At 60.5% G+C, this 20,826-nt stretch carries 19 protein-coding genes; 7 read left to right on the plus strand and 12 right to left on the minus strand.

What is annotated here, in order from left to right; all coding sequences use genetic code 11:
• Window positions 1–86 precede the first annotated feature (86 nt).
• The 3 genes from ERE07_RS04435 to ERE07_RS04445 are packed head-to-tail and all read right to left on the minus strand — an operon-like array spanning window position 87 to window position 3,019.
• Window positions 87–1,457, minus strand: a complete 1,371-nt coding sequence (locus ERE07_RS04435) for an NAD(P)H-dependent oxidoreductase (protein WP_130007568.1) — start codon at window positions 1,455–1,457, stop codon at window positions 87–89.
• 3 nt (window positions 1,458–1,460) lie between these two features.
• Window positions 1,461–2,336 carry a phytanoyl-CoA dioxygenase family protein gene (locus ERE07_RS04440; RefSeq protein ID WP_130007569.1) on the minus strand — a complete coding sequence of 292 codons (876 nt, stop codon included), beginning with the start codon at window positions 2,334–2,336 and terminating at the stop codon, window positions 1,461–1,463.
• Window positions 2,333–3,019, minus strand: coding sequence for a GntR family transcriptional regulator (locus ERE07_RS04445; protein WP_130007570.1), 687 nt, complete (start codon window positions 3,017–3,019; stop codon window positions 2,333–2,335). Before ERE07_RS04445 ends, ERE07_RS04440 begins: the two co-directional genes overlap by 4 nt.
• A 208-nt stretch (window positions 3,020–3,227) precedes the next feature.
• Between ERE07_RS04445 and ERE07_RS04450 the strand changes: the two genes are divergently transcribed.
• Window positions 3,228–4,214, plus strand: coding sequence for a diaminopimelate dehydrogenase (locus tag ERE07_RS04450; protein WP_130007571.1), 987 nt, complete (start codon window positions 3,228–3,230; stop codon window positions 4,212–4,214).
• A 55-nt stretch (window positions 4,215–4,269) separates the two neighbouring features.
• Here the strand turns inward: ERE07_RS04450 and ERE07_RS04455 are convergent, their stop codons facing one another.
• From ERE07_RS04455 to ERE07_RS04465, 3 genes are read right to left on the minus strand one after another with little or no spacing between them, the layout of a single operon-like run.
• Window positions 4,270–5,688, minus strand: a complete 1,419-nt coding sequence (locus ERE07_RS04455; RefSeq protein WP_130007572.1) for an efflux transporter outer membrane subunit — start codon at window positions 5,686–5,688, stop codon at window positions 4,270–4,272.
• Window positions 5,689–5,695: 7 nt separating this feature from the next.
• Window positions 5,696–7,669, minus strand: a complete 1,974-nt coding sequence (locus ERE07_RS04460) for an ABC transporter permease (protein ID WP_245153401.1) — start codon at window positions 7,667–7,669, stop codon at window positions 5,696–5,698.
• Between the two features lie 5 nt (window positions 7,670–7,674).
• Window positions 7,675–8,874, minus strand: a complete 1,200-nt coding sequence (locus ERE07_RS04465) for an efflux RND transporter periplasmic adaptor subunit (RefSeq protein WP_130007574.1) — start codon at window positions 8,872–8,874, stop codon at window positions 7,675–7,677.
• A gap of 205 nt (window positions 8,875–9,079) precedes the next feature.
• On the opposite strand from ERE07_RS04465, the gene ERE07_RS04470 reads away from it, so the two are divergent.
• The 4 genes from ERE07_RS04470 (at window position 9,080) to ERE07_RS04485 (ending at window position 12,647) form a co-directional block, all read left to right on the plus strand.
• The gene (locus ERE07_RS04470) at window positions 9,080–9,955 is read left to right on the plus strand and encodes an HpcH/HpaI aldolase/citrate lyase family protein (protein ID WP_167670721.1); all 876 of its coding nucleotides are present in this window, start codon (window positions 9,080–9,082) and stop codon (window positions 9,953–9,955) included.
• A 49-nt stretch (window positions 9,956–10,004) separates the two neighbouring features.
• A complete protein-coding gene (locus tag ERE07_RS04475) occupies window positions 10,005–10,499 on the plus strand; it encodes a DUF3293 domain-containing protein (RefSeq protein ID WP_130007576.1) in 495 nt (164 codons plus the stop codon).
• A 191-nt stretch (window positions 10,500–10,690) separates the two neighbouring features.
• Window positions 10,691–11,770, plus strand: a complete 1,080-nt coding sequence (gene bioB, locus ERE07_RS04480; protein ID WP_130007577.1) for a biotin synthase BioB — start codon at window positions 10,691–10,693, stop codon at window positions 11,768–11,770.
• 25 nt (window positions 11,771–11,795) lie between these two features.
• Window positions 11,796–12,647: a DMT family transporter gene (locus ERE07_RS04485; RefSeq protein ID WP_130007579.1), complete on the plus strand. Its 852-nt coding sequence runs from the start codon at window positions 11,796–11,798 to the stop codon at window positions 12,645–12,647.
• On the opposite strand, the gene ERE07_RS04490 is transcribed toward ERE07_RS04485, so the two are convergent.
• Both ERE07_RS04490 and ERE07_RS04495 read right to left on the minus strand, forming a co-directional pair.
• The gene (locus ERE07_RS04490; RefSeq protein ID WP_130007580.1) at window positions 12,579–14,006 is read right to left on the minus strand and encodes an MFS transporter; all 1,428 of its coding nucleotides are present in this window, start codon (window positions 14,004–14,006) and stop codon (window positions 12,579–12,581) included. The two genes, ERE07_RS04485 and ERE07_RS04490, sit on opposite strands and share 69 nt — an antisense overlap.
• A 148-nt stretch (window positions 14,007–14,154) precedes the next feature.
• On the minus strand, window positions 14,155–14,661 hold the full coding sequence (locus ERE07_RS04495; protein WP_130007581.1) for a peroxiredoxin: 507 nt from the start codon (window positions 14,659–14,661) through the stop codon (window positions 14,155–14,157).
• A 238-nt stretch (window positions 14,662–14,899) separates the two neighbouring features.
• On the opposite strand from ERE07_RS04495, the gene moaC reads away from it, so the two are divergent.
• Window positions 14,900–15,433: a cyclic pyranopterin monophosphate synthase MoaC gene (moaC, locus tag ERE07_RS04500; RefSeq protein WP_130007582.1), complete on the plus strand. Its 534-nt coding sequence runs from the start codon at window positions 14,900–14,902 to the stop codon at window positions 15,431–15,433.
• A gap of 6 nt (window positions 15,434–15,439) precedes the next feature.
• Window positions 15,440–16,141, plus strand: a complete 702-nt coding sequence (locus ERE07_RS04505) for a prepilin peptidase (protein ID WP_130007584.1) — start codon at window positions 15,440–15,442, stop codon at window positions 16,139–16,141.
• A gap of 52 nt (window positions 16,142–16,193) precedes the next feature.
• Here ERE07_RS04505 and ERE07_RS04510 read toward each other — a convergent pair whose 3' ends face one another.
• The 4 genes from ERE07_RS04510 to ERE07_RS04525 form a co-directional block, all read right to left on the minus strand.
• Entirely contained in the window at window positions 16,194–17,960 is a 1,767-nt protein-coding gene (locus ERE07_RS04510) for a collagen-like triple helix repeat-containing protein (protein ID WP_245153403.1), read from the minus strand.
• A gap of 319 nt (window positions 17,961–18,279) precedes the next feature.
• Window positions 18,280–18,720 (minus strand): MarR family winged helix-turn-helix transcriptional regulator, encoded by a 441-nt coding sequence (locus tag ERE07_RS04515; protein WP_167670722.1) that lies wholly within the window; start codon window positions 18,718–18,720, stop codon window positions 18,280–18,282.
• Window positions 18,721–18,843: 123 nt separating this feature from the next.
• On the minus strand, window positions 18,844–19,968 hold the full coding sequence (locus ERE07_RS04520; protein ID WP_130007587.1) for a collagen-like triple helix repeat-containing protein: 1,125 nt from the start codon (window positions 19,966–19,968) through the stop codon (window positions 18,844–18,846).
• 294 nt (window positions 19,969–20,262) lie between these two features.
• Window positions 20,263–20,817 carry a MarR family winged helix-turn-helix transcriptional regulator gene (locus ERE07_RS04525; protein WP_130007588.1) on the minus strand — a complete coding sequence of 185 codons (555 nt, stop codon included), beginning with the start codon at window positions 20,815–20,817 and terminating at the stop codon, window positions 20,263–20,265.
• Window positions 20,818–20,826 lie beyond the last annotated feature (9 nt).

Here is a 20,826-nt window from a genome sequence, read left to right on the forward strand (position 1 = left end):
GGTCAAAAACCAGTGATTTTACACGGTGGCGAGGCTTCGGGCTTGTCTCTCAGAGACCACCGGCCCGGGTAGCCAGGAAACGTTCACTACGATTGCGAAACAAGCTCCCCCGCAAAGGCCTGCCCGAATACCGTCTCCATTTCCCTGCGCAGCGCATATGCAGGCGTGCTCGTATCCATCGCCACATCTTCCCAGCTCAGGCTTTGGCCCTTTTTCACCGGGCGCACCAGCTTGACATTGTGTGCCAGGCCGAGCGGCAACCCACCCAGCGCGAACGACCGCTCTGCCGGCAACAGTTTGCCCCAGACGGTATAGCCGCCCTCGCCGTCCAGCAGCTCGCCCGGCTGAAGATCCCGCTTGGCAGTGGCCACGACATCGGCCTGCCAGCATGTGGCCACCCCGGTTGCCTCGCCGCGCAGCGCCACGCTGGCCACCGACATGCCAACCTCCAGCCCGATCAAATGCCAGCGTTTGTACAGGGTGAAATAGCGTCCTGTTGGATCCGTATGCGCGTTGTATTCTTCGAAACAGTTGCGGATGTACTCTGTTTCGCCCTCAACCGTCACCCATACGCCCATGCGAATGTCGTAATCGATCAGGCGACCGTCCGCTTCCAGCGAGGACACAACCTCTACCATGCCCTTGCGCTCCAACACACCGCCTTCATTCACGGGCCGTGTCACAAACGGAATATCCCTGACGCTCGCCGGCGGATAGCGCAAGCCATCGGAAGGGACGCTCAGGCCCGTCGCATTGGCGACGGCGGCGCTCTCGATAGAGGGCTTGGAGCCGTCCAGAAAGCTATTGAACATCTTGGGATTCAGGCCGCCGCGCCGCGCCTGTTCCGGGGTAAGACCATAGTGGCCCCATACCGTCTCTGGCGTGGATTCGGAAAAATGCGGCAGCCACTTGTGTCCTCGTCCTGCCGCAATCACGGGAAAGCCGCAGGTGCGCGCCCAGTCGACCAAATCGCAGATCAGCGCAGGCTGATCACCAAACGCCAGCGAATAGATGACACCGGCCTGCGCCGCTCGGCGAGCCAATAATGGCCCACAGAACGCATCGGCTTCCACGGTCACGTTGACAACATGCTTGCCATGCTCGATCGCTGCCAGCACATGAGACACCGCCGCAACTGGATTTCCCGTGCACTCGACCACAATATCAATCGCGTCTTCGCGTACCAAGGCCTGCCAGTCTTCGGTAATCCAGGTGCTGCCCTGCGCCAGCGCCTGTTGCATGGACGTCGCCCGCGTGCGGTCGTCTTTCCAGCCCACCCGAGCCAGGCTTGCACGGGCGTTGTCCGGCGAAAGATCCGCGATGGCGGCCAGATGCACGCCGGGAGTCCGCGGCACCTGGGCCAGATACATGGCGCCGAATTTTCCCGCACCGATCAGGCCCACGCGCACGGGACGGCCTTCGGCCTCACGCTGCATCAGTTTTTGGTACAGACTCATGATTCAGCTCTCCACCAACTCTATCGTTTCCAGCGAGGTCTGCAATGCGCTGTCCGGCAGACCGTTTTTCCAGGGCACCTCAACAGGATAGGATTTGAGCAGGCAATCGTCGGGCAGCAGTTCTATCGGCGTGAAGTCGCGATGCGCAATATACTCCGGTCGCTTGAAGCGACGGATATGGTTGCTCACCGCGCACAGGCTCAGGTAAACCGCCACACGGTTAAAAGGCGACAGATTGCTGCCCGACGCATGCACCAGACAGCTGTGGAACAATATCATCGAGCCAGCAGGCCCCTTGGGCGCAACAATGCCGCCTTCACGGCCGCCAGCGCGATCCACAAGCTGGCCAATCAGCGCATTATCGATCGTCCATAACGGATAACTGGTCGTCGTCAGGTCGTGTTTCGCGTCAATAACGCCTTTGCGATGGCTGCCCGGAATAAACATCAGCGGGCCATTGAACTCGCTCACGTCATCCAGAAAAATCGCCACATTCATCGCGCGCTCGGTAGGCATCTGATCGTCATTAAGCCAGGTGCCGTAATCCTGATGCCACTGCCACACATCACCCTCAAACGCCATCTTGCCATTGATCTTGAACTGATGCATATAGACCGATTCACCGAACAGGTCCATGACGGGCCCGACCATGCGCGGATGCCGCGCCAGCCGCGCAAAAGGCTCGCTATGCAAATGCGCCGCAAAGTTCGTGCGCACCGCGTCCGAGTCTTTCTCTCGCACGTTCCAGGCTTCGCGCTCGGCATACAGCGCCGGCACTGCATCAGTCAACACCCGGGTTTCCTCTGCGGAAAAGTGTCCGGGAAAAAACAGGTAACCATCACGCTCGAACTGGGCGCGCTGTGCTTCGGTCAGCTTCATTGTCTGTCTCCTTGTGCAAGAGGGGTGAATAACTGCGCCAGCCGGTCACTCAGGGATTTGCTGGCCTTTGTCACATGCCCTTCACTGAGTTGCACGGCGCGGGTTGCATCGCCATCGGCAATCGCTTGCGCGATCGCTTCATGTTCGTCCCAAAGCGCCTCACGCTGGGGTTGCGACTGCAGCACCGCGCCCATGGCCCTGCGCAAATGCATCCAGTGCTGCTCGGCGCTGTGTCCGATCAACACGTTGCCAGATGCCTCGTAAATCGCATGATGGAATGCAAGATCGGCATCGATCATTTCCTGCACGTCGCTCCCGCGCGCTGCACGCCGCCCCCGCTCAATCAGCCGGGGCGCGATGCGCGCGTGTCGCTGCGCGGACAGGCGTGCGGCAAGCGCGTCAAGTGCGCCTCGAACTTCGTACACCTGGTGTACCCATGCAGGATCCAGCGGGGTGACCAATACCCCCCGGCCCGGAGCGTCCTGTACAAAGCCATCCTTCTTAAGCAAGCGCAGCGCCTGCAGCACAGGTTGGCGCGAGACCGCCATACGCTGGGCGATGTCTTCCTGCGCCAGCCGCTCGCCCGGGGTTAGCGCCCCCGTACAGATAGCGTCAAGCAAGGCGCGGTACACCTGGTCTACGAGATCGGGGGCGGGCGTGATTTGTACGAGTTGGGCTGGCATACAGCGGGAGGCCGAGTATTGAATACTGTATACAGTACTCGCTCATAAAAAATTGGTATCTAGGGGTTTGTGCTAGGGTATTGCCCTGCGTTGGTTACACTGCCGCCATGTTTTTATCCGCAGCGCGGCTGCTGTGCCTGCCTGGTGTCCTGATCAGCGTTACAGGTCGCGGCGCACACAACTCGTTCAACACATTAAGGAATATGCCATGGGACAGCCCATTCGAATTGCCATTGCCGGCCACGGCAACCTGGGACGCGGAGTAGAAGCCGCCGTTGCCAAGAACGCAGACATGCAGTTGACAGGCATTTACTCACGCCGGCCTGCCGCGCAAGTCCAGGCAAGCCAAACCGGGACACCGGTATATTCCATGGACGACTTGCCCGGACACACCGACCGGATTGACGTCTTGATTCTCTGTGGCGGTTCCAAAGAGGATCTGCCGCGACAGGGCCCGGAATTGGCGGCCTTGTTCAACACAGTGGACAGCTTTGATACCCACGCGCGGATTCCCGAGTATTTTGCCGCGGTCGATGCGCCCGCAAAAGCCAACCGCAAAACCGCCCTGATTTCGGCAGGGTGGGATCCCGGGATGTTCTCGCTCAATCGCGTCTTGGGCGAAGCATTGTTGCCTGACGGCGCCAGCTATACATTCTGGGGCAAAGGCTTGAGCCAGGGGCACTCAGATGCCATACGCCGAGTGCCTGGCGTCGCTGCAGGCGTCCAGTACACCGTTCCCGTGCAGGACGCTGTAGACCAGGTGCGCAGCGGCTCACGACCGACACTTTCTGTGCGGCAGAAACACACACGCGAATGTTTTGTTGTGCTGGAACCGGATGCCGATCCGCAAGCCGTCAAGAACACCATCGTGACCATGCCGCATTACTTTGACCAGTACGACACGACGGTGACCTTCATTACAGACGAAGAACTGCAACGCGACCATGGCGCCATGCCTCACGGCGGCGTCGTGATCCGATCAGGCAACACGGGAAATGGCAATGTGCAGACCATAGAATATGGACTCGCATTGAGCAGCAACCCCGAATTCACCTCCAGCGTGCTGGTGGCGTACGCGCGTGCGGTGCATCGTCTGCATCAAGCCGGGCAGTTTGGCGCCAAGACGGTGTTCGACATCGCCCCCGGCCTGCTTTCTCCCAAAAGCCCCGAGCAGCTGCGCGCGGAAGACTTGTGATTGGGCCTGGCCTTACCCGGCTTCAGGCCTCAAACAGAGGCGGGGTATTGCGTGGTTAGTGTTCGGTGGTCTCTCGCTGCCATCCACCGCCCAGCGCGCGATACAGATCCACGGCATTCTGTAGCCGGGCCGCCCTGATTTGTATCGCTTCGTCCTGCGCCGCGTACAGGCTGCGTTGCGCGTCGAGCAGCACAAGCAATGTTTCCGCGCCCTCGCGGTAGCGCGCATCGGCCAGTGCCAAGGCCGCTTCTGCCTGGACCAGTGCTTCTTGCTGGGCGAGCTCTTGAGCCTGCAAGCCGGCCCGCGCATCCAGTGCGACCTGCACATCGGCAAACGCGGCAACGATACTCTGACGGTACTGCGCAAGCAGTGCTTCGCGATCAGCTTGAGCCAGATCCCTGCCGGCGGCCAGTCGGCCGGCATTGAAGATGGGCGCGGTCAGGCTGGCCGCCAGTGAATAGAGCGGATTCTCCAGAATTTGCGATAAACGCTGGCCGCCGCCGCCCACATAACCCGACAGACTCAGAGAAGGCATCAGCGCAGCACGCGCTGCAGCCACATCTGCGCTGGCTGCACTGAGGCGGGCCTCTCCGGCCGCTATATCAGGCCTGCGCAACAGCAGGGCCGACGGCAAGCCCGCGTTGATCGATGGCAAAGACAAAGCGTCCAGCTTGTCTGTGGCCAGCGTCATATCGCCTGCCTGGCCCAGCAACAGTGCCAGCGCGGTTGTTGCCTGCTGCGCTTGCTGGCGCAACGCATGGACTTGACGCTGCTGCTGGGCGACCAGCGTGCGCTGCTGAGCAAGCGCCAGCGCCATGGCCGAGCCGGCCTCCACTTGTGACTGAACCAACTGCAGCACACGCTCTGCGCTTTGCAGATTGAGCTGGCTTACGCCAAGGCGCTCGCGCAACGATACTGCCTGTATCCATGCACTTGCCGTGCCTGCGGTTACCGTAAGCAGCACGCTCTGCTGATCAAAGCGGCTGGCCTGCACACTGGCCAGCGCGGCCTGGTAGTCAGCGCGGTTTCGGCCCCATAAGTCGAGCTCGTACTGCGCATTCAGCCCCACTGCGTACCGCGTGCCTTCAGCCCATGCATCGCCGCCCAACCGCCCCTGCCTGCCCGCCTCTACGCCCGCAGACAGGTCGGGCAACAACGTTGCGCCAGCCAGGCGCGCGCTGGCCTCTGCGCGCTGCACGCGCGCCACGGCTGTCGCTATTTCCAGGCTTTGCGTCTGGGCAATGGCAATCAGGCGATTGAGCTCGCCACTGCCGAACGACTGCCACCAGTCCCGCGTATCCCCAGGCGCTCCAGCAGGGAGGAGCGCGGGCGCTGAAACTGATGGCGAGGCCTGCGCGGACGACACCTGCCGCCAGCGCTCGGGCAATTGAGGCGCTGACGCGGGCGGCGATGGCGGCACGGTGCAGCCACTGAGCGCCAGCGCGCCTACGACAATCCCGCGTAAGGCGTTCATTCGCACATTATTCTCCTGCCAGCGCAACGACCGGATCGAGCCGCGCCGCCGTTCGCGCCGGCATGAAGCCAAATAACACGCCCGTCGCAACCGCGCAGGCAAATGCCCCAAGCATGGCCGTGACCGAAAACACTATCGGAACGTTCGCAGCGATGAGCACAGCACCAATGGCCAACCCGAGAGCCAGACCCAACACACCACCCGTCACGGTAAGCAGCACAGACTCTGTCAGAAACTGGCGCAGAATATCGCGCTGGCGGGCGCCGGTTGCCATGCGTATCCCGATCTCGCGCGTACGCTCCTTGACCGTCATGAGCATGACGTTCATCACGCCTATGCCGCCGACCAAAAGTGATACGGCGGCAATCAGCCCCAGCATCATCGTCATGCTGCGGCGCGTGGCGGCTTCGGCTTGAAGGCGCGCCGCGGCGTTGCCGATGCTGAAGTCTTCCTGGCCGCCATGGCGCGCCAGCAAAAGCTGCCTGACCGCCGCCTCGGCCTGGATGACGCTGTCTGCGGATACGGCGTCCATGACGACATAGTCTGGCTGTGTCTGCGCTTGGTATACCCTCGCGCGCCCCGCTTGATAGGGGATGAAAACCATGTCGTCGTAGTCTTGCGCCCCGGAGTCTGCCCCCCGCTCCTGCATGACGCCTATGACCTCGAACGATGCACTGCCTATCAGCAGCTGCTTTCCCAGCGGATTCTCTTCGTCGGGAAAAAACTGGCGTCTGGCTTCATGCCCCAGCACCACCAGTGGCGCAAGCTCACGGTCTTCGGCGGCGGTGTAATACCGCCCCTGGGCGACTTTCCAGTGATGAATGTCCGGCATATGTTCGCCCGAGGCAAACACATAAAGATTGCGGGCCTTGTTGCCGTAGCGAACCATCACGGGATCGCCGATCACGGGAAGTACGCGCCGGATGTCGGGCAGCGCCTCGATGGCTGCCAGATCCTCCGCAGTAATCAGGCCTGCCGCGCCCCCCTGCGGCGGAACACGGCTGCCCATGTACATGATGGTGGTCCCCAGCGTGCCCATCTGATCCATGACTTTTTGGCGCGCGCCTTCGCCGACGGCGAGCATGACGATGACGGATGCAACGCCGATAATAATGCCAAGCAGCGTGAGAAAGGTGCGAGAGCGATTGATACGCATGCCACGCCACGCGGTACGCAATGCCTCGTGAAAGTCTTCGCGGGTAGCGCGCCCGGTCGCCGCTGAAGGCATGCGCAGAGAGGCGGCCAGCATCGTTTTGGCGGACGTGCCGGGGTTCTGCCCGGTATCGTCCACGACGCAGCCATCACGGATTTCGATGATGCGATTGGCCTGAGCGGCCACGTGCCGGTCGTGCGTGATGAGGATAACGGTATGCCCGGCCGCCGCAAGTTCTCTGAACAAAGCCATGACTTCTGTGCCGCTGTGGCTGTCCAGCGCGCCGGTTGGCTCATCCGCCAGAATAATGCGGCCACCATTCATCAGGGCCCGCGCAATCGATACCCGCTGCTGCTGACCGCCGGACAACTGGTGCGGCCTGTTATCCGCTTTATCGGCCAGACCAAGGCGAGCAAGCAAAGATTGCGCGCGCTCACCACGCGCTGCGGCATCAACCCCCGCGTAAATGGCCGGTACTTCGACGTTTTCGCGGGCGGACTCGGTGGGGATCAGATGATAGCCCTGAAAGACAAAGCCGAAGGCTTCGCGCCGCAGCCAGGCCAGTGCATCGGCATCCAGCAGGGCGACGTCTTGCCCGTTGAACGCATAGCGCCCTGACGAAGGGCGATCCAGACACCCAAGAATATTCATCAGGGTGGATTTGCCGGATCCCGAAGCACCCATGATGGCGACGAACTCGCCTGCGTGAATGGTCAGATCAATGCCGTGCAGCACCTCGACGGCGGGCACATCACCCGTGCCACCGTACTGCTTGCGGATAGCGGCCAATGCAATCAGGGGAACAGCGTCGTGTGATACAGCACTCATGGCATTTACCATTGCAGCCATGACAGGCCAGCCTCGCGCACCTGTTCCGCAATGACCAGCGATTCGCCTTCGGCCAGCCCGTCGAGCACCTCGGCGTCGAGGCGACTGCGCACGCCCAGGCGCACGGGGCGCGAGCGCACTGTGCCGTCGCTGGCCATAACACGCGCCATATATTTCCCGTCTGCGGAGAGCAAGGCAGCCAGCGGCACGACAATCACCTGGCCGACCTGCGCGGTGACAAACGACACCTGCGCCGTCATCTGCGGCATGAGCTCGCCGTCGTGATTGTCGACATCGAACAGTACGGTGTAGGTGACGGCTTTGGTTCCCGCTGCGGGCGCGGACGTAGATGCGGCCTCGCCAGAGGTGGAGGACGGCGGCGCCGGGAGGACTTGCCGCACCGTGCTTTGCCACTTTCTGGGGACATCTTCGACCCCGCCCAAGGTGGTAAAGGATACGGGCAGGCCTGCCTTGACACGCCGCACATCGGCTTCGGAGACTTCTGTCCAGACCGTCATGCCGGACAAATCCGCGATACGCAGGATATTGGGCGTTTGATAAGTGGCGTTCAGTGTCTGGCCTTCGCGCGCCTCCACCGATACGACCGTACCCGCCATGGGCGCATAGATCTGGGTATAGCCCAGCCTGGCCTCCTCGGCGCGCTGGCTGGCCTGCATTTGCGCAATCTGGGCGCGCAGATAATCCATGCGGGCACTGGCCGAGGCTTGCTCGGCCTGCGCAGCGTCGACGTCTTCCGCCCGGGTGGCCTGCCGCGCGGCCAGCCGCTGCTGGCGCGCATACTGCAACCGGGCTAATTTATGCCGCGCCTGCTGCTCAGCCAACTGGGCACGCAGCCCCGCGATGGCGGCGCGCCCGGCATCCACCACGGCCTGCTGCACACTGGGATCGATTTCCACCAGCAACTGGCCTTGCTCGACAATATCGCCCGGCTGCACATGCAGCCGGGTGACCTGCCCTGATACCTGCGCGCCCACATCGACATAGCGTCGCGGCTGCAAGGTTCCCACCGCATGAACCGTAGCCTGAATATCGCCTCTTTTAACCGCCGCGGTTTCGTAGCTGACACGCGGCATGAAATGCCGCCACAGCACAAGGCCAAGTACCAGCGCTACGGCAATAACCGCGAAAACAATCCACCTGCGCCCACCTGGGTGGCTGTTCGCGAACGTGCTGGACAAAGACATGGCTTGCAATGGAAACGGAGAATACGAGACCCGCGATTATTGCAATTAATTCTCATTACAGCAAGGTAATATGTACTTTGTTCGCCCATTACCGCTGCCCCCGTTGCAAAGGTGACGCCCCCAGCCGGGAAGCGCCCGGCATATGGACAGACTGCGCCGCTATACTGGCGAGAATCCACGCCTACCATTCACCGAGGACTCTATTATGTCTACCGCATTTGCCTGGCGCTCCATGCTGTTTGTGCCGGCGATCAACGACCGTTTCATTCAGAGCGCATTGCGCCAACCTTGCGACGCCATTCAACTCGATCTTGAGGACAGCGTCGCGCTCGAGCTGAAAGCGCAAGCGCGCGAACGCATTGCCGACGTCGCCAGACAATGCAGTGAACAAGGCAAGGATGTGATCGTACGTGTCAACCGACCCTGGCGTCTGCTGGTGCGCGATCTTGAAGCCTGCGTGGGCGAGCACGTCAAGGCGATTACCCTGCCCAAAGTCTCCAATGCGGGTTTTCTGCTGGGGGTCGTGGAAATCATCGACGAACTGGAGCGAGAGCAAGGCCTGGCGCATGGCTCGACACGGCTGATCGCCATGGTGGAAGATGCCGAAGGGTTGCGCAATATGGACGACATTGCCGCGGCGCATCCCAGGCTTTGCGGCATGACCATAGGCGCCGAAGACTTGGCCGTCTCCATGCAAATGCAAGTGTCTGCCGACACGCTTTACATCCCGAATGTCATGGCGGTTGCGGCGTGTCGCCGTGCCGGCATCGCGCCGATAGGATTTGTGGGCTCGGTGGCGGATTTTGCCGACCGCGAGGCATTCAGGCAGACTGTCGAGCGTGGCGCCGCGCTGGGTTTCGAAGGCGCTTTCTGCATACACCCGGCGCAAGTCGCCATTGCCAATGCCGCCTATGCGCCCACGCCGCAGGCCGTGGCCCGGGCTCGCGCACTCATTGCCGCGTTCAAAGAAGAAGAAGCCAAAGGCCGATCAGCCTGCACCTTTGAGGGCAGGATGGTAGACGCACCCGTCGTCAAACAGGCGGAAATGGTCGTGCAGAAAGGCGAAGCTTTCGGTTTGTAATGCACGGGGCCCGCGTCGATCCCGCCGCATTTTTGGGTAGTCAGCCACGATGAGTGCCGGGCCGCCCTCTTCTGTGCCCGACGCCATCGTGCATGCTTTTGCCACGGCCCGGTACGTGATTGATGCGCCTTCCGGTCAAATCACTTTATCGATCGGGTGCGAGAGTCCTGCCTTGCATGACCTCATGCAGGTCTGCGGGGCGCAAACCATGGCGATTCTTACCGCCTTCAACCCGGGCGCTCAACACAGGAACGCCGCAACCAATCGCGCGGCCCAGGAAGCACTGACGGACGAGGCCCGCACGCTGGGGCTCCCGATGTTCACCGGGTACAACGCCGCGGCTGTCAATGGACCGCCCCAAAGAGGGCATGAGCATGCCCGGGCCAACGCGTCCGCCCTCATCATGGACGACACCACAGAACCTACCGTGATCCTGCTTGGTATTCACCCCAGCCAAGCCAGCGCACTGGCCAGCGCCTATGGGCAATTGGCATGGGTGTTTGCCGGGCGTGACGCTGTGCCGAGACTAGTCTGGAAGATTTGAAGTTACATATAGATACACAATGCAGCCCTGCGCAGGTTGTCGGATTTTGCCGGCACGTTCCGCCAACAACTCGATTAATCACAACATTAACGGATTTTAGAAGCAACTTAGGCAATTTTAATGTTTTTTTGAGACTTGCCCGCGCCTGACCCCGCTTCTAACATACACAGCCATGTTTTATGGAGTATGAAATGGAAGTGGTCAGCATCATGCGCCGCCCCTCTGGCGCCCCCTCGTCATCCTCGATTCCCCAGACGCAGCATGCATCAAACCAATGGGCTGTAGAAGATGTCATCCAGCTCTATCAGCTGCCCTTGATGGACTTGCTTTTTCGCGCGCAAACCGAGCATCGCAAGCACCACCAAGCCAACGCCGTGCAGTTGTCCAGCCTTCTGTCCATCAAAACCGGCGCCTGCCCAGAGGATTGCGCCTACTGCCCCCAATCTTCCCGTTACGACACAGATGTTCCCAAAGAGGCGCTTTTGCCTGTGCAAGAGGTTCTCGAGGCCGCCCGCAAGGCCAAGGAAAATGGCGCGCAGCGTTTTTGCATGGGTGCGGCGTGGCGTTCGCCCACGGCAAGACAAGTTGACGCAGTGGCCGAGCTGGTCAGCGCCGTCAAGGCCATGGGGCTCGAAACCTGTGTCACGCTGGGCATGCTCAAGGAAGGCCAGGCTGAACAATTGCGCGACGCAGGGCTCGATTACTACAACCATAACCTGGACACCTCGCCCGAGTACTACCGCAGCATCATCACCACCCGCAGCTACCAGGATCGTCTGAATACCCTGCAGCGTGTGCGCAATGCTGGCATCAATGTGTGCTGCGGCGGCATCGTCGGCATGGGCGAATCGCGCCGCGACCGCGCCGGGCTGATTGTCGAGCTCGCCAACATGGCGCCCTACCCTGAATCCGTACCCATTAACAATCTGGTCAAGGTGCCAGGCACGCCGCTGGCCGGCGAGGAAGACATCGATCCTTTCGAGTTCGTCCGCACGATCGCCGTGGCACGCATCACCATGCCACGCACTGTGGTGCGCCTGTCGGCCGGCCGGGAACAAATGGACGATACGCTGCAAGCCTTGTGCTTTATGGCGGGTGCCAACTCCATCTTCTACGGCGACCAATTGCTGACGACCGCCAATCCCCAGGTAGAGCGGGACCGTGCGCTGTTCGAGCGCCTGGGACTGGTGCCGGTTGGCGCACCCTCCGCAAAAATGCCGCTCGACGAAGCTGCCCCGGCACGATCACAGGCGCGGTCGGTGACAGCCTGATAACCACGACTACTATTCTCGCGGCATGATTATTCTTTTTATCAGCATTGCCTGCAGCGTTGCGGTGTCGGTGCTGCTCAAGATTGCGCGGCGGCGCAATCTCCAGATAGACCAGGCTATCGCCGTCAACTATGTGATCGCTGCGCTGCTGTGTCTGCTGGTGCTGCGTCCGCAGCCGGCATCCTTGCTCGCGCCAGCGACACCCTGGTGGATACTGGCCCTGCTTGGTGTCCTGTTACCCACGATTTTCCTGGCCATGGCAGGTGCTGTACGCCATGCGGGGATTGTGCTCAGCGATGCCGCCCAGCGACTCTCGCTCTTTATCCCGCTGATGGCCTCGTTTCTGCTGTTCAACGAACAGGCTTCCGCCAGCAAGCTGGCGGGCATCGCCATGGCGCTCGTGGCGCTGGTCTGCCTGCTGATGCGCAAGCGCGACAGCAGCGCCGTACCCGGCGAAACACTCAAGACAGCAGGGCTACTGCTTGCCGTCTGGGTAGGCTACGGCACGATCGATATTCTGTTCAAGCAACTGGCCAAGGCTGGCGCTGCGTTTTCCAGCAGCCTGTTCGCCGCCTTCGTGCTGGCCGGCATGATCATTTTTCTTTATCTGATTATTCGTCGCGTGAACTGGCAACGGCGCAATATCGTTGCCGGCCTCGTACTGGGGCTGCTGAATTTTGGCAATATCTATTTTTATATACGCGCGCATCAAGTGTTTCCGGACAATCCGACGCTGGTTTTCTCTGCCATGAATATCGGTGTGATCTCGCTCGGCACGCTGATCGGTGCAGGCATTTTCCGCGAAAAACTATCGCTTGTTAATGCCCTCGGCGTCGCCCTCGCCATCGGCGCTATCGTCATACTCATTCCGCGCTGATTCAGGCTGCCCCGCACCTTCGGCAGCAGCAGGCTCCCCCTCCGGCGGGAAGGGCACCGCCTGGGACGAATCCACATGCGGTGCGCCGCCCTCCTCTTCGGGCGTAACGAACGACACATCGCTCCCGACATCGACGCGAGGATCGAGATTGGCCACCACGTTGGAGGACTGCAGGCTGTCGGACATGGGCACAAACTGTGTGGGCGCATCCTGGCTGAGGTGGGCGCCTGTCACCCGCTGCGGCCGCACAAACCCGACCAATACCAGTGCGCAAACGGAAAGAAAAACAAAATACATGGAGGTGCCGAATTCGCGCATCAACAAACCAGCCACCAGCGGTCCGACACATGCGCCCAACCCATAAATCATGTACAGAATCGCACTCAGGCCAACACGGCGCTCCGGATCAATGTTGTCGTTGGCGAAGGCGGCGCCCAGCGGATACAGCGTGAACTGCAAGGCGCCCAGCAAGCAGGAAAAAATGACCAGCGCCCAATAGGGGAACGACCACCACCCCCACAAGGGAACGGCAACGAGCACCAGCACCAGCGCGCTCATGCGTATCATGCCTGCGCGATTGACGCGGTCGGCCAGCCAGCCCAACGGCCACTGCGCCAACAGCCCCGCTGCGACGCCGGCAGCAAGAAACACGGCGACCTGGCTGTTATCCAGCCCCTGCTTCAAGGCGTAAACGGGCGCCAGGCCATAGAATGCGCCAGTCAGGATGCCGGCAACGAAAAGCACCAGCAAGGACAAGGGAACCCGAGCGAAGTAGTAACGGGCATGAATAGGCGCCGGCATCTGCAGCGCCGGATGCAGGCGGCGCGTCAGGGCAACGGGCACCAGGCACAAGGCCGAACACATGGCCGCAAAAATAAGCGGTTCGTAATTCAGGTTGGTAAAAAGTGTCAGCGAGAGCTGACCCAGCACGGTGCCGCAGCTGGAGCACACCATATAAAAAGCAAAGACCCGCCCGCGCTGACTGTTTTCGGTCTGCTCATTGAGCCAGCTTTCCAGGACGACGAACTGCGTGACCATGGCGATGCCGGCCACAAACCTGAACCCGAGCCAGATCCAGAGATTGTCCACCAGAGCCAGCACAAGAATCGTGATCGTGACAATAGCCGCCGTCGCCGCGTAGGCGCGGATGTGGCCCACGCGCATAATGACTCTGTGGCCCATCCGCGCCCCGAACACCAGGCCCAGGTAGTACACGGCAATCAGGCCCCCGACCCATAGCTCTGAAACATGCTCGGCTGTCAGGCGCAGGCCCATGTAGGTGTTGAACAGGCCGGACCCAATGAGCAGCAACAGCGTCGCCACATAAAGAGAAAAAAACGAGGCAATCATCTGCACCATGGGAATACCGGGGCCTGTTCAACTTTTAAGCGAGAAAGCATGTGAAATCGAGACGACTAGGCAGGCCTGCATCCGCACAGCCTGCCATACGCCTGACGGCCGCCACGCCTTCGCGCCGCCGCCGTGAATCATAGAAAGAGGAAAAATCTTAGCCCAACTGATTGATCATCGTCTGGGCGTCGCTGACTTCAAACTGGCCGCCCGCCTCGACATTGAGCTGCTTGACCACACCGTCATCAAGCAAGGCGGAATAACGCTGCGACCGAACGCCCATGCCGCGACCGGTAAGATCCAGTTCAAGGCCAAGCGCGCTGGTCCACGCCGCACTGCCATCTGCCAGCATGCGCACACGACCCGCCACGCCCTGATCGCGGCCCCAGGCACCCATCACGAAGGGGTCGTTGACGGCAACACACCAGATTTCGTCCACGCCTTTGGCCTTGAGCTGTTCAGCCAGTTCGATATAGCCTGGCAAATGCTTTTGCGAGCAGGTGGGCGTAAACGCGCCTGGCACCGCAAACAGCGCGATCTTCTTGCCTTTGACCAGATCGGCGACCTGGAAATTATTGGGGCCTACCGCACATGTGTCGGTTGCCGTTTCGATGAATTCGCCCAGCGTACCGTCTGGAATGCGATCGCCGATTTTGATAGCCATGATTTACTCCGCATGCAAGAATTGATTGACCGCAGCACAGAACACAGCGCGGCAAGCATAATGATACGACGAGGAAGGGGCCCGCGTACAAAACCACGGCTGCCACGATGGCAGCCTCATGAGCCAAGGACGATTTTGGCGCCCCCACCTCAGGGCGGGCTCCTTGATTGCGTATATGATAGGCCACATTACTTTTCGCGTTTCATCGGCCTGATCGGGCCGCCAGCCAGAGCAACCTATGACAACTGTTTCCTCCTCTCCCGCTTCGCCCATCAATACAGCGTCTGACGCGCCCCGGCTTACCCACCTGGACGATGCCGGCAAAGCCAGCATGGTCGACGTGGGCGACAAGCCTTCTACGCAGCGCACGGCCATTGCGCAAGGCCGCGTCCGCATGGGGGCAGCCGCCTTCGAACTGCTGTCGGCCAGCAAAAATGCAAAGGGCGAAGTGCTGAACACCGCGCGCATCGCGGGCATTCTTGCAGCCAAGCGCTGTGCCGATCTGATCCCTATGTGTCACAGCCTGCCGCTCAGCTATGTCGGCATTGATTTCGAAACCGATCCGCAGTCCCACAGCATCACGGTGCTCGCCACGTGTCGCAGCGACTACAAGACCGGCGTCGAGATGGAGGCCATGACGGCCTGCAGCATCGCTGCGTTGACAATTTACGATATGTGCAAGGCTGCCGACAAAGGCATTGTGATCGACCAGATAAGGCTAAGATCCAAGACCGGCGGCAAAAGTGGCGACTGGCAGGCTGCGGACTTCTGACCGCGCATGTTTTCGGGCACTTTCGACACAACCGATGTATTTCCTGCTGCGATGGCCGCCCTGCTGGGCGTGCTGCTCGGCGTCTGGAGCGCACGTCTGGCGCAGGCTTACGAGCAGGCTTTGGCCAATGGGCATCCCGCCGATGCCGCGACCTTAAAGCAGGCATTCAAGGCGTCGCTGCGCCAATCGGCCCGCGCCGCTGCACCCAGTGCGCTTATCCTCGCTGCCGTACTTTTCTGGGCGTGCTTGCAGCATGGCTGGTCGCTGTACTTCCTGGCGCTGTCATTTGCGGCTTTTGTGCTGTGCAGCCTTGCCCTGATCGACTGGCGTACCGGCCTGCTGCCAGACGCCCTGAACTACCCGCTGCTGGCGGCGGGGCTGCTGGTCGCCGCATGGCCGACTACGCATCTGGTACTGTACTCGGCCATTCTTGGCGCCGCGCTGGGTTTTGGGTTTCTTTGGCTGCTGACCTGGATGTTCCGGCTGATCAGACAAGTAGACGGCATGGGGCAGGGAGACTTCAAACTAGCTGCTGCGCTGGGCGCCTGGTGTGGCGCCTACAACCTGCTGATCGTCCTCTTTTTGGCCAGCCTGGCAGGGGTACTGTTCAGTATGTGGCACCAACGCACGTTGCGCCCGACAGGCGCCTATCCCTTCGGGCCGTTTCTGGCCGGCGCGGGGTTGTTCGTGCTGTTGGCAGCAGGTTAAGCGATTGGGGGGGCCTCTGGCCCCCCTCATTCACCAGACTTGCTGCAGGAATTTAACGACGGCCACCCAGCAGGCCGCCCAGCAAGCCACCGTTTGAGCCACCTGCGCTATCGCCGCCGGTCACGCTGCCGAGCAAACCGGTGACGGGAGCAAGCAGCCCACCCGCTGCGCCGCCGTTACCGGAGCCGCCGGTTGCGCCGCCCGTCAAGCCGCCCACCAGGCCGGTGACAGGTGCCAGCACGCCGCCAGCCTTGCCGCCGTCCGCAGCACCACCTGTCACACCACCCAGCAGCCCGGTTACAGGGGCCAACAAGCCGCCTGTATTATCGCCGCCCGTTGCACCGCCCGTCACACCACCCAGCAGCCCAGTCACAGGGGCCAACAAGCCACCTGCATTGTCGCCGCCCGTTGCACCGCCCGTCACACTACCCAGCAGACCGGTCACGGGAGCCAAGAGACCACCGGCTTGGCCACCTGTCGCGCCGCCTGTCACGCCGCCCAGCAAGCCAGTCACCGGGGCCAGCAGGCCACCGGCGTCACCGCCGCCCGTTGCGCCACCCAGCAAACCCGTCACCGGCGCCAATAAACCGTCACCGCCCAAGCCCTGAGTCAGGTCTGTCAAGACGCTGCTCGCGCTGGTCAATGTTGCACCCAGAGGGTTGGCGGCATTGCCGTGCACCAGGCCGCCGGCATTGATCAGCGTATTGCCGAGATCTGCCGCAACGGCTCCCAAGCCTAGTGGCGCATCGCCACCCACACCACCGAGCGAAGTGCCGATGCTGGTCAAGAGATTGTTGACGGGTTCGCCGACACCGAGGCCGTCACCGATTTGCTGAGTTGTGCCTGTCAGCGTGGTGGCGATGGGAGAAACAATACCGTCGAGGGTGTTGCCGACGCCACCCAGCGGCTCGGACAAGCCGACTGGCAGCACATTATCGACAGCCTGGCCAGCGTTTGCCAGTGTTGGCTCCAGAACCGGTGCCGCGTTGTCGCCATTGCCGCCCCCAAGGGCGCCACCGAGAACGTCCGTCAATGGCTGCAGCAGGCCGCCATCGGCGCCCAGTGCCAGCGTCAGGCTACCCAGCGCACCCGTCGCATTGTCCAGGACGTTTGTCAGCGGGTTGCTGCCATCGGCAGGCGCATTGAGCAGACCGCCAAGGCTGGCGACTGAATTGCCCAGCCCATCCACCAGACCGCCCACGCCTACACCCAGACCGCCAGGCAGACCAACGCCGGAAATCGTCTGGCCCAGATTCGACACGGTGCCACCCACCTGAACCAGCAGACCATCGACGGGCACGCCCAAGCCAGTTGTTGCGCCCACTTGCTGTGTCAACCCCGTTACTGTGCCTATGACGGGCTCAACGACGTTATCCAGCTGCCCGCCTAGATTACCGAGCGTGTCGGACACACCCACGGGCAGCACATTGTCCACGACCTGCCCCGTATTGCCCAATGTTGTTTCCAATGGTCCGGCCTGACCCGACGGATTATTCGGATCGTCGGGGTTATTCGGATTATTGGGATCGTCCGGATTGTTCGGATTATTGGGATCGTCCGGGTTGTTCGGGTTGTTCGGATCATCCGGATTATTCGGGTTATTAGGATCATCCGGATTATTGGGATTATTGGGGTTATTGGGGTCGTTAGGGTTATTTGGATTATTTGGATTGGTAGGATCGGTCGGAGGCGTAAGCTCACCGTAGCCCGTCGCGCCGCAACCTGCAAGTGCCAGACTCCCGGCCAACATGCCAGCCAGCACAGTCAATTTGAAGGCCCGCAATGTTGACGGCCCGATTTTGCGTTGGATGATGCTCATTTCATTCTCCTGAATCAAGATGTACTTTTGTTTTACGCCCTGTGTGGTTTTGATAAAGCAACATCTGTGCCAACTTGTGGAAAAACGATTCAGGCACCCTTGAAAACCCTCGCCGATTCGATATTATTTTGTTTTAAATCAATTAATTACCGATCCAAGCATTCTTACTGATTCAGTGTATTTTTCATATTTGCCATAGCGTCAAATTTGCGAATGTTACAAATGGGGCGGCTTCTGATGGGGTGTTACGTAACGAAACGTAGGATCAATAAAAAAAAGCAGGCCCATGGCCTGCCCTAAATCCTTTGGCTAACTGCGTTTACTTGACCAGCTCCCTGGTCGCCAGCCATTGCAAGGTGTCTTGTCTAAGCACCTTGACACAGCGCGTAAGGAAATCGCACATGCCCGTGAGTTCCGACGCGCTGGAACGCTGGGCTAATTCAGTAATATGGTTAACGACATAAGGCTCAGGACGCATGAGAGGTTCGCAGCGTTCCGCCACCGGACGCAGCATGACGACCCGCCTGTCACGTTCACATCTGTCCCGCTGTATAAATCCCGCTGATTCGAGCCGATTGATCAATGACGTTGCACCGCCATGGCTTAAACCCATCAACTGCCCGAGATGCCCCGTCGACAGCGATTCAAACTCGATAATGAACGCGAGCGCCCTCAAGTCCTGCTGAGACATCTGCACTGCGTCAGCCTGAGCGGACAGCAGCGCCTCCGTATACACCGACAGCCGGCGACTGACCACCATTGCCATCTCATCCAACATATGATCCGCCGACTGAGCAGTAGGGACCGTCTGGTACCGCCCCCTTTGCGCACTGGGGGATTCTGTCAAGAGCTGCAGCGTCATGATTACCCCTTCTTTCTGTTATCAAAGCCCACTCAGCAGACCACCAAGCAAGCCGCCACCTTTGGCGCCATCGTTGCCACCGGTCAAGCTGCTGACAAGATCTGTCACCGGGGCGAGCAGGCCATTGTTACCCTGGCTGGTGCCGGACGAGCCGCCCGTCAGGCCGCCGACCAGATCAGTGACCGGAGTGAGCAAGCCACCCTCACTGCCGCCCGCGAGACCACCCGTAAGCCCATTGACCAGATCAGTCACTGGCGCAAGCAGGCCACCGTTACCACTGCCCAGATCACCCGTAAGCCCACCTAATAAATCCGTCACTGGAGAAAGAGGCCCGCCCGCGGCATCGCCGCCCGCTCCCCCTGTCACCCCCGCCAGCAGGTCAGTCACCGGAGCGAGCAAACTGCCTGAGCCGCCCACGCCACCTGTTACCCCACCCAACACACTCACGACGGGTTCCAGCAAACCGCCTTCGCCGCCAAGCGCACCGGTCAACCCACCCACCGCGCCGGTGGCGCTATCCAGCACATTGGTTAACGCAGCGCTGCCGTCAGCAGGGGTGTGCAACAGACCGCCAACGTTTGCAACCGTGTCGCCCACGCCGCTTACCAGCCCACCTACACCTTTGTCCAGATTTCCTGGAAGGCCGGTACTGGCAACGGCATCGCCCAGCTCAGAGACCACTCCGCCCGCTTCAACCAGCAATCCGTCAATGGGCTCAGCCAGCCCGGTGGTCTCGCCTATTGTCTGCGTCAAATCGGTAACGGTATCCGCGACGGGAGCAACGACGGTATCGAGCTGCTTGCCTACATCGCCAAGCGTCTTTCCGGAATCCAGTGGCAGCAGTTTGTCAACGGCGTCTCCGGTATTGCCCAGGGTTGTTTCCAGCGGGCCTGATTGACCGGCTGGCGTGTTCGGATCACCAGGGTTATTGGGATCACCGGGGTTATTGGGATCACCAGGATTATTGGGATCGCCGGGCTTATTAGGATCTATTGGATTTGTTGTCCCAGGATCGGTTGGTGGTGTCAGCACCTCGTTGCCCGTTGCGCCACAGCCGGCCAGCGCCAGCGTACTGGCGACCAACGCAGACATCAATGCAAATCTGAATGGGTGATTTGTCAGGGTATTTTTGTTCTGGGCACCCATAGCGCACTCCTAAAGGCAGAAAGTTCTGAAAATATCGGAGACGGATTTCTTCGAGTTATGTAGATCAAAGCAATATGCATGCCAACTTTAAAATGGATTGCCAAGCATCCCGCTCGGTCTCCGGCTTATCTGTTGATTCCGCTTTTAAATCAATGCATTGACCAGCTTTGAACAGGACTCCGGATTACCACCAAGTTCAACGTCTTCTATTTTTAGGCCTATGAATGTTACAAATGGGAAGGCAGGCTCCGTAACGAAACTGGCACCTACCGCAACACGCGCCTCCGTATGGGCTCACCTGGCCGGGAGCCCTTCATCGAGCCATTTCGCCGTGTCTTTCTTGAAAAAGGCTGCGCAACGCATCAAAAAATCGTAGGTGTCTACCACATCGCCTGCGGCAACCTGTCGCGCAATACTGCTCAAACGGCCCAGCACGTACAGCTCGGGTTCCAGCAAGGCTTCGCACCGCTCTGGAACCGCGCGCAAGACCACCACCCTACGGTCGTTTTCATCGCGATCCCGTTGCAGAAAACCACCGGATTCCAAGCGATCGATCATGGCCGTCGTGCCACCGTGGCTGATACCAATCAGCTGGGCCAGATGCCCCGTGGACAATGAGCCAAACTCCATTACGAATGCCAGCGCCCGCAAGTCGGCTTGCGGCAAATCGACTTCGACCGCCAGCCGTGCCAGCGAAGCTTCATAATAAAGCGGCAGTTTGCGACTCAGCACCATGGCAAGTTCACGCAACATCGCTTCATCCGGCACGCCGGGCGCGCCTGACGCAGCGACGGCACTGCCGTCTTGCGCCAGGACACTGAGCGGGAGGCTGTTTTCAGACCGCCACATAGCTCGCAC

Origin of the sequence: Allopusillimonas ginsengisoli, from assembly GCF_004153455.1 — a bacterium.
Classification (GTDB): Bacteria; Pseudomonadota; Gammaproteobacteria; order Burkholderiales; family Burkholderiaceae_B; genus Allopusillimonas; species Allopusillimonas ginsengisoli.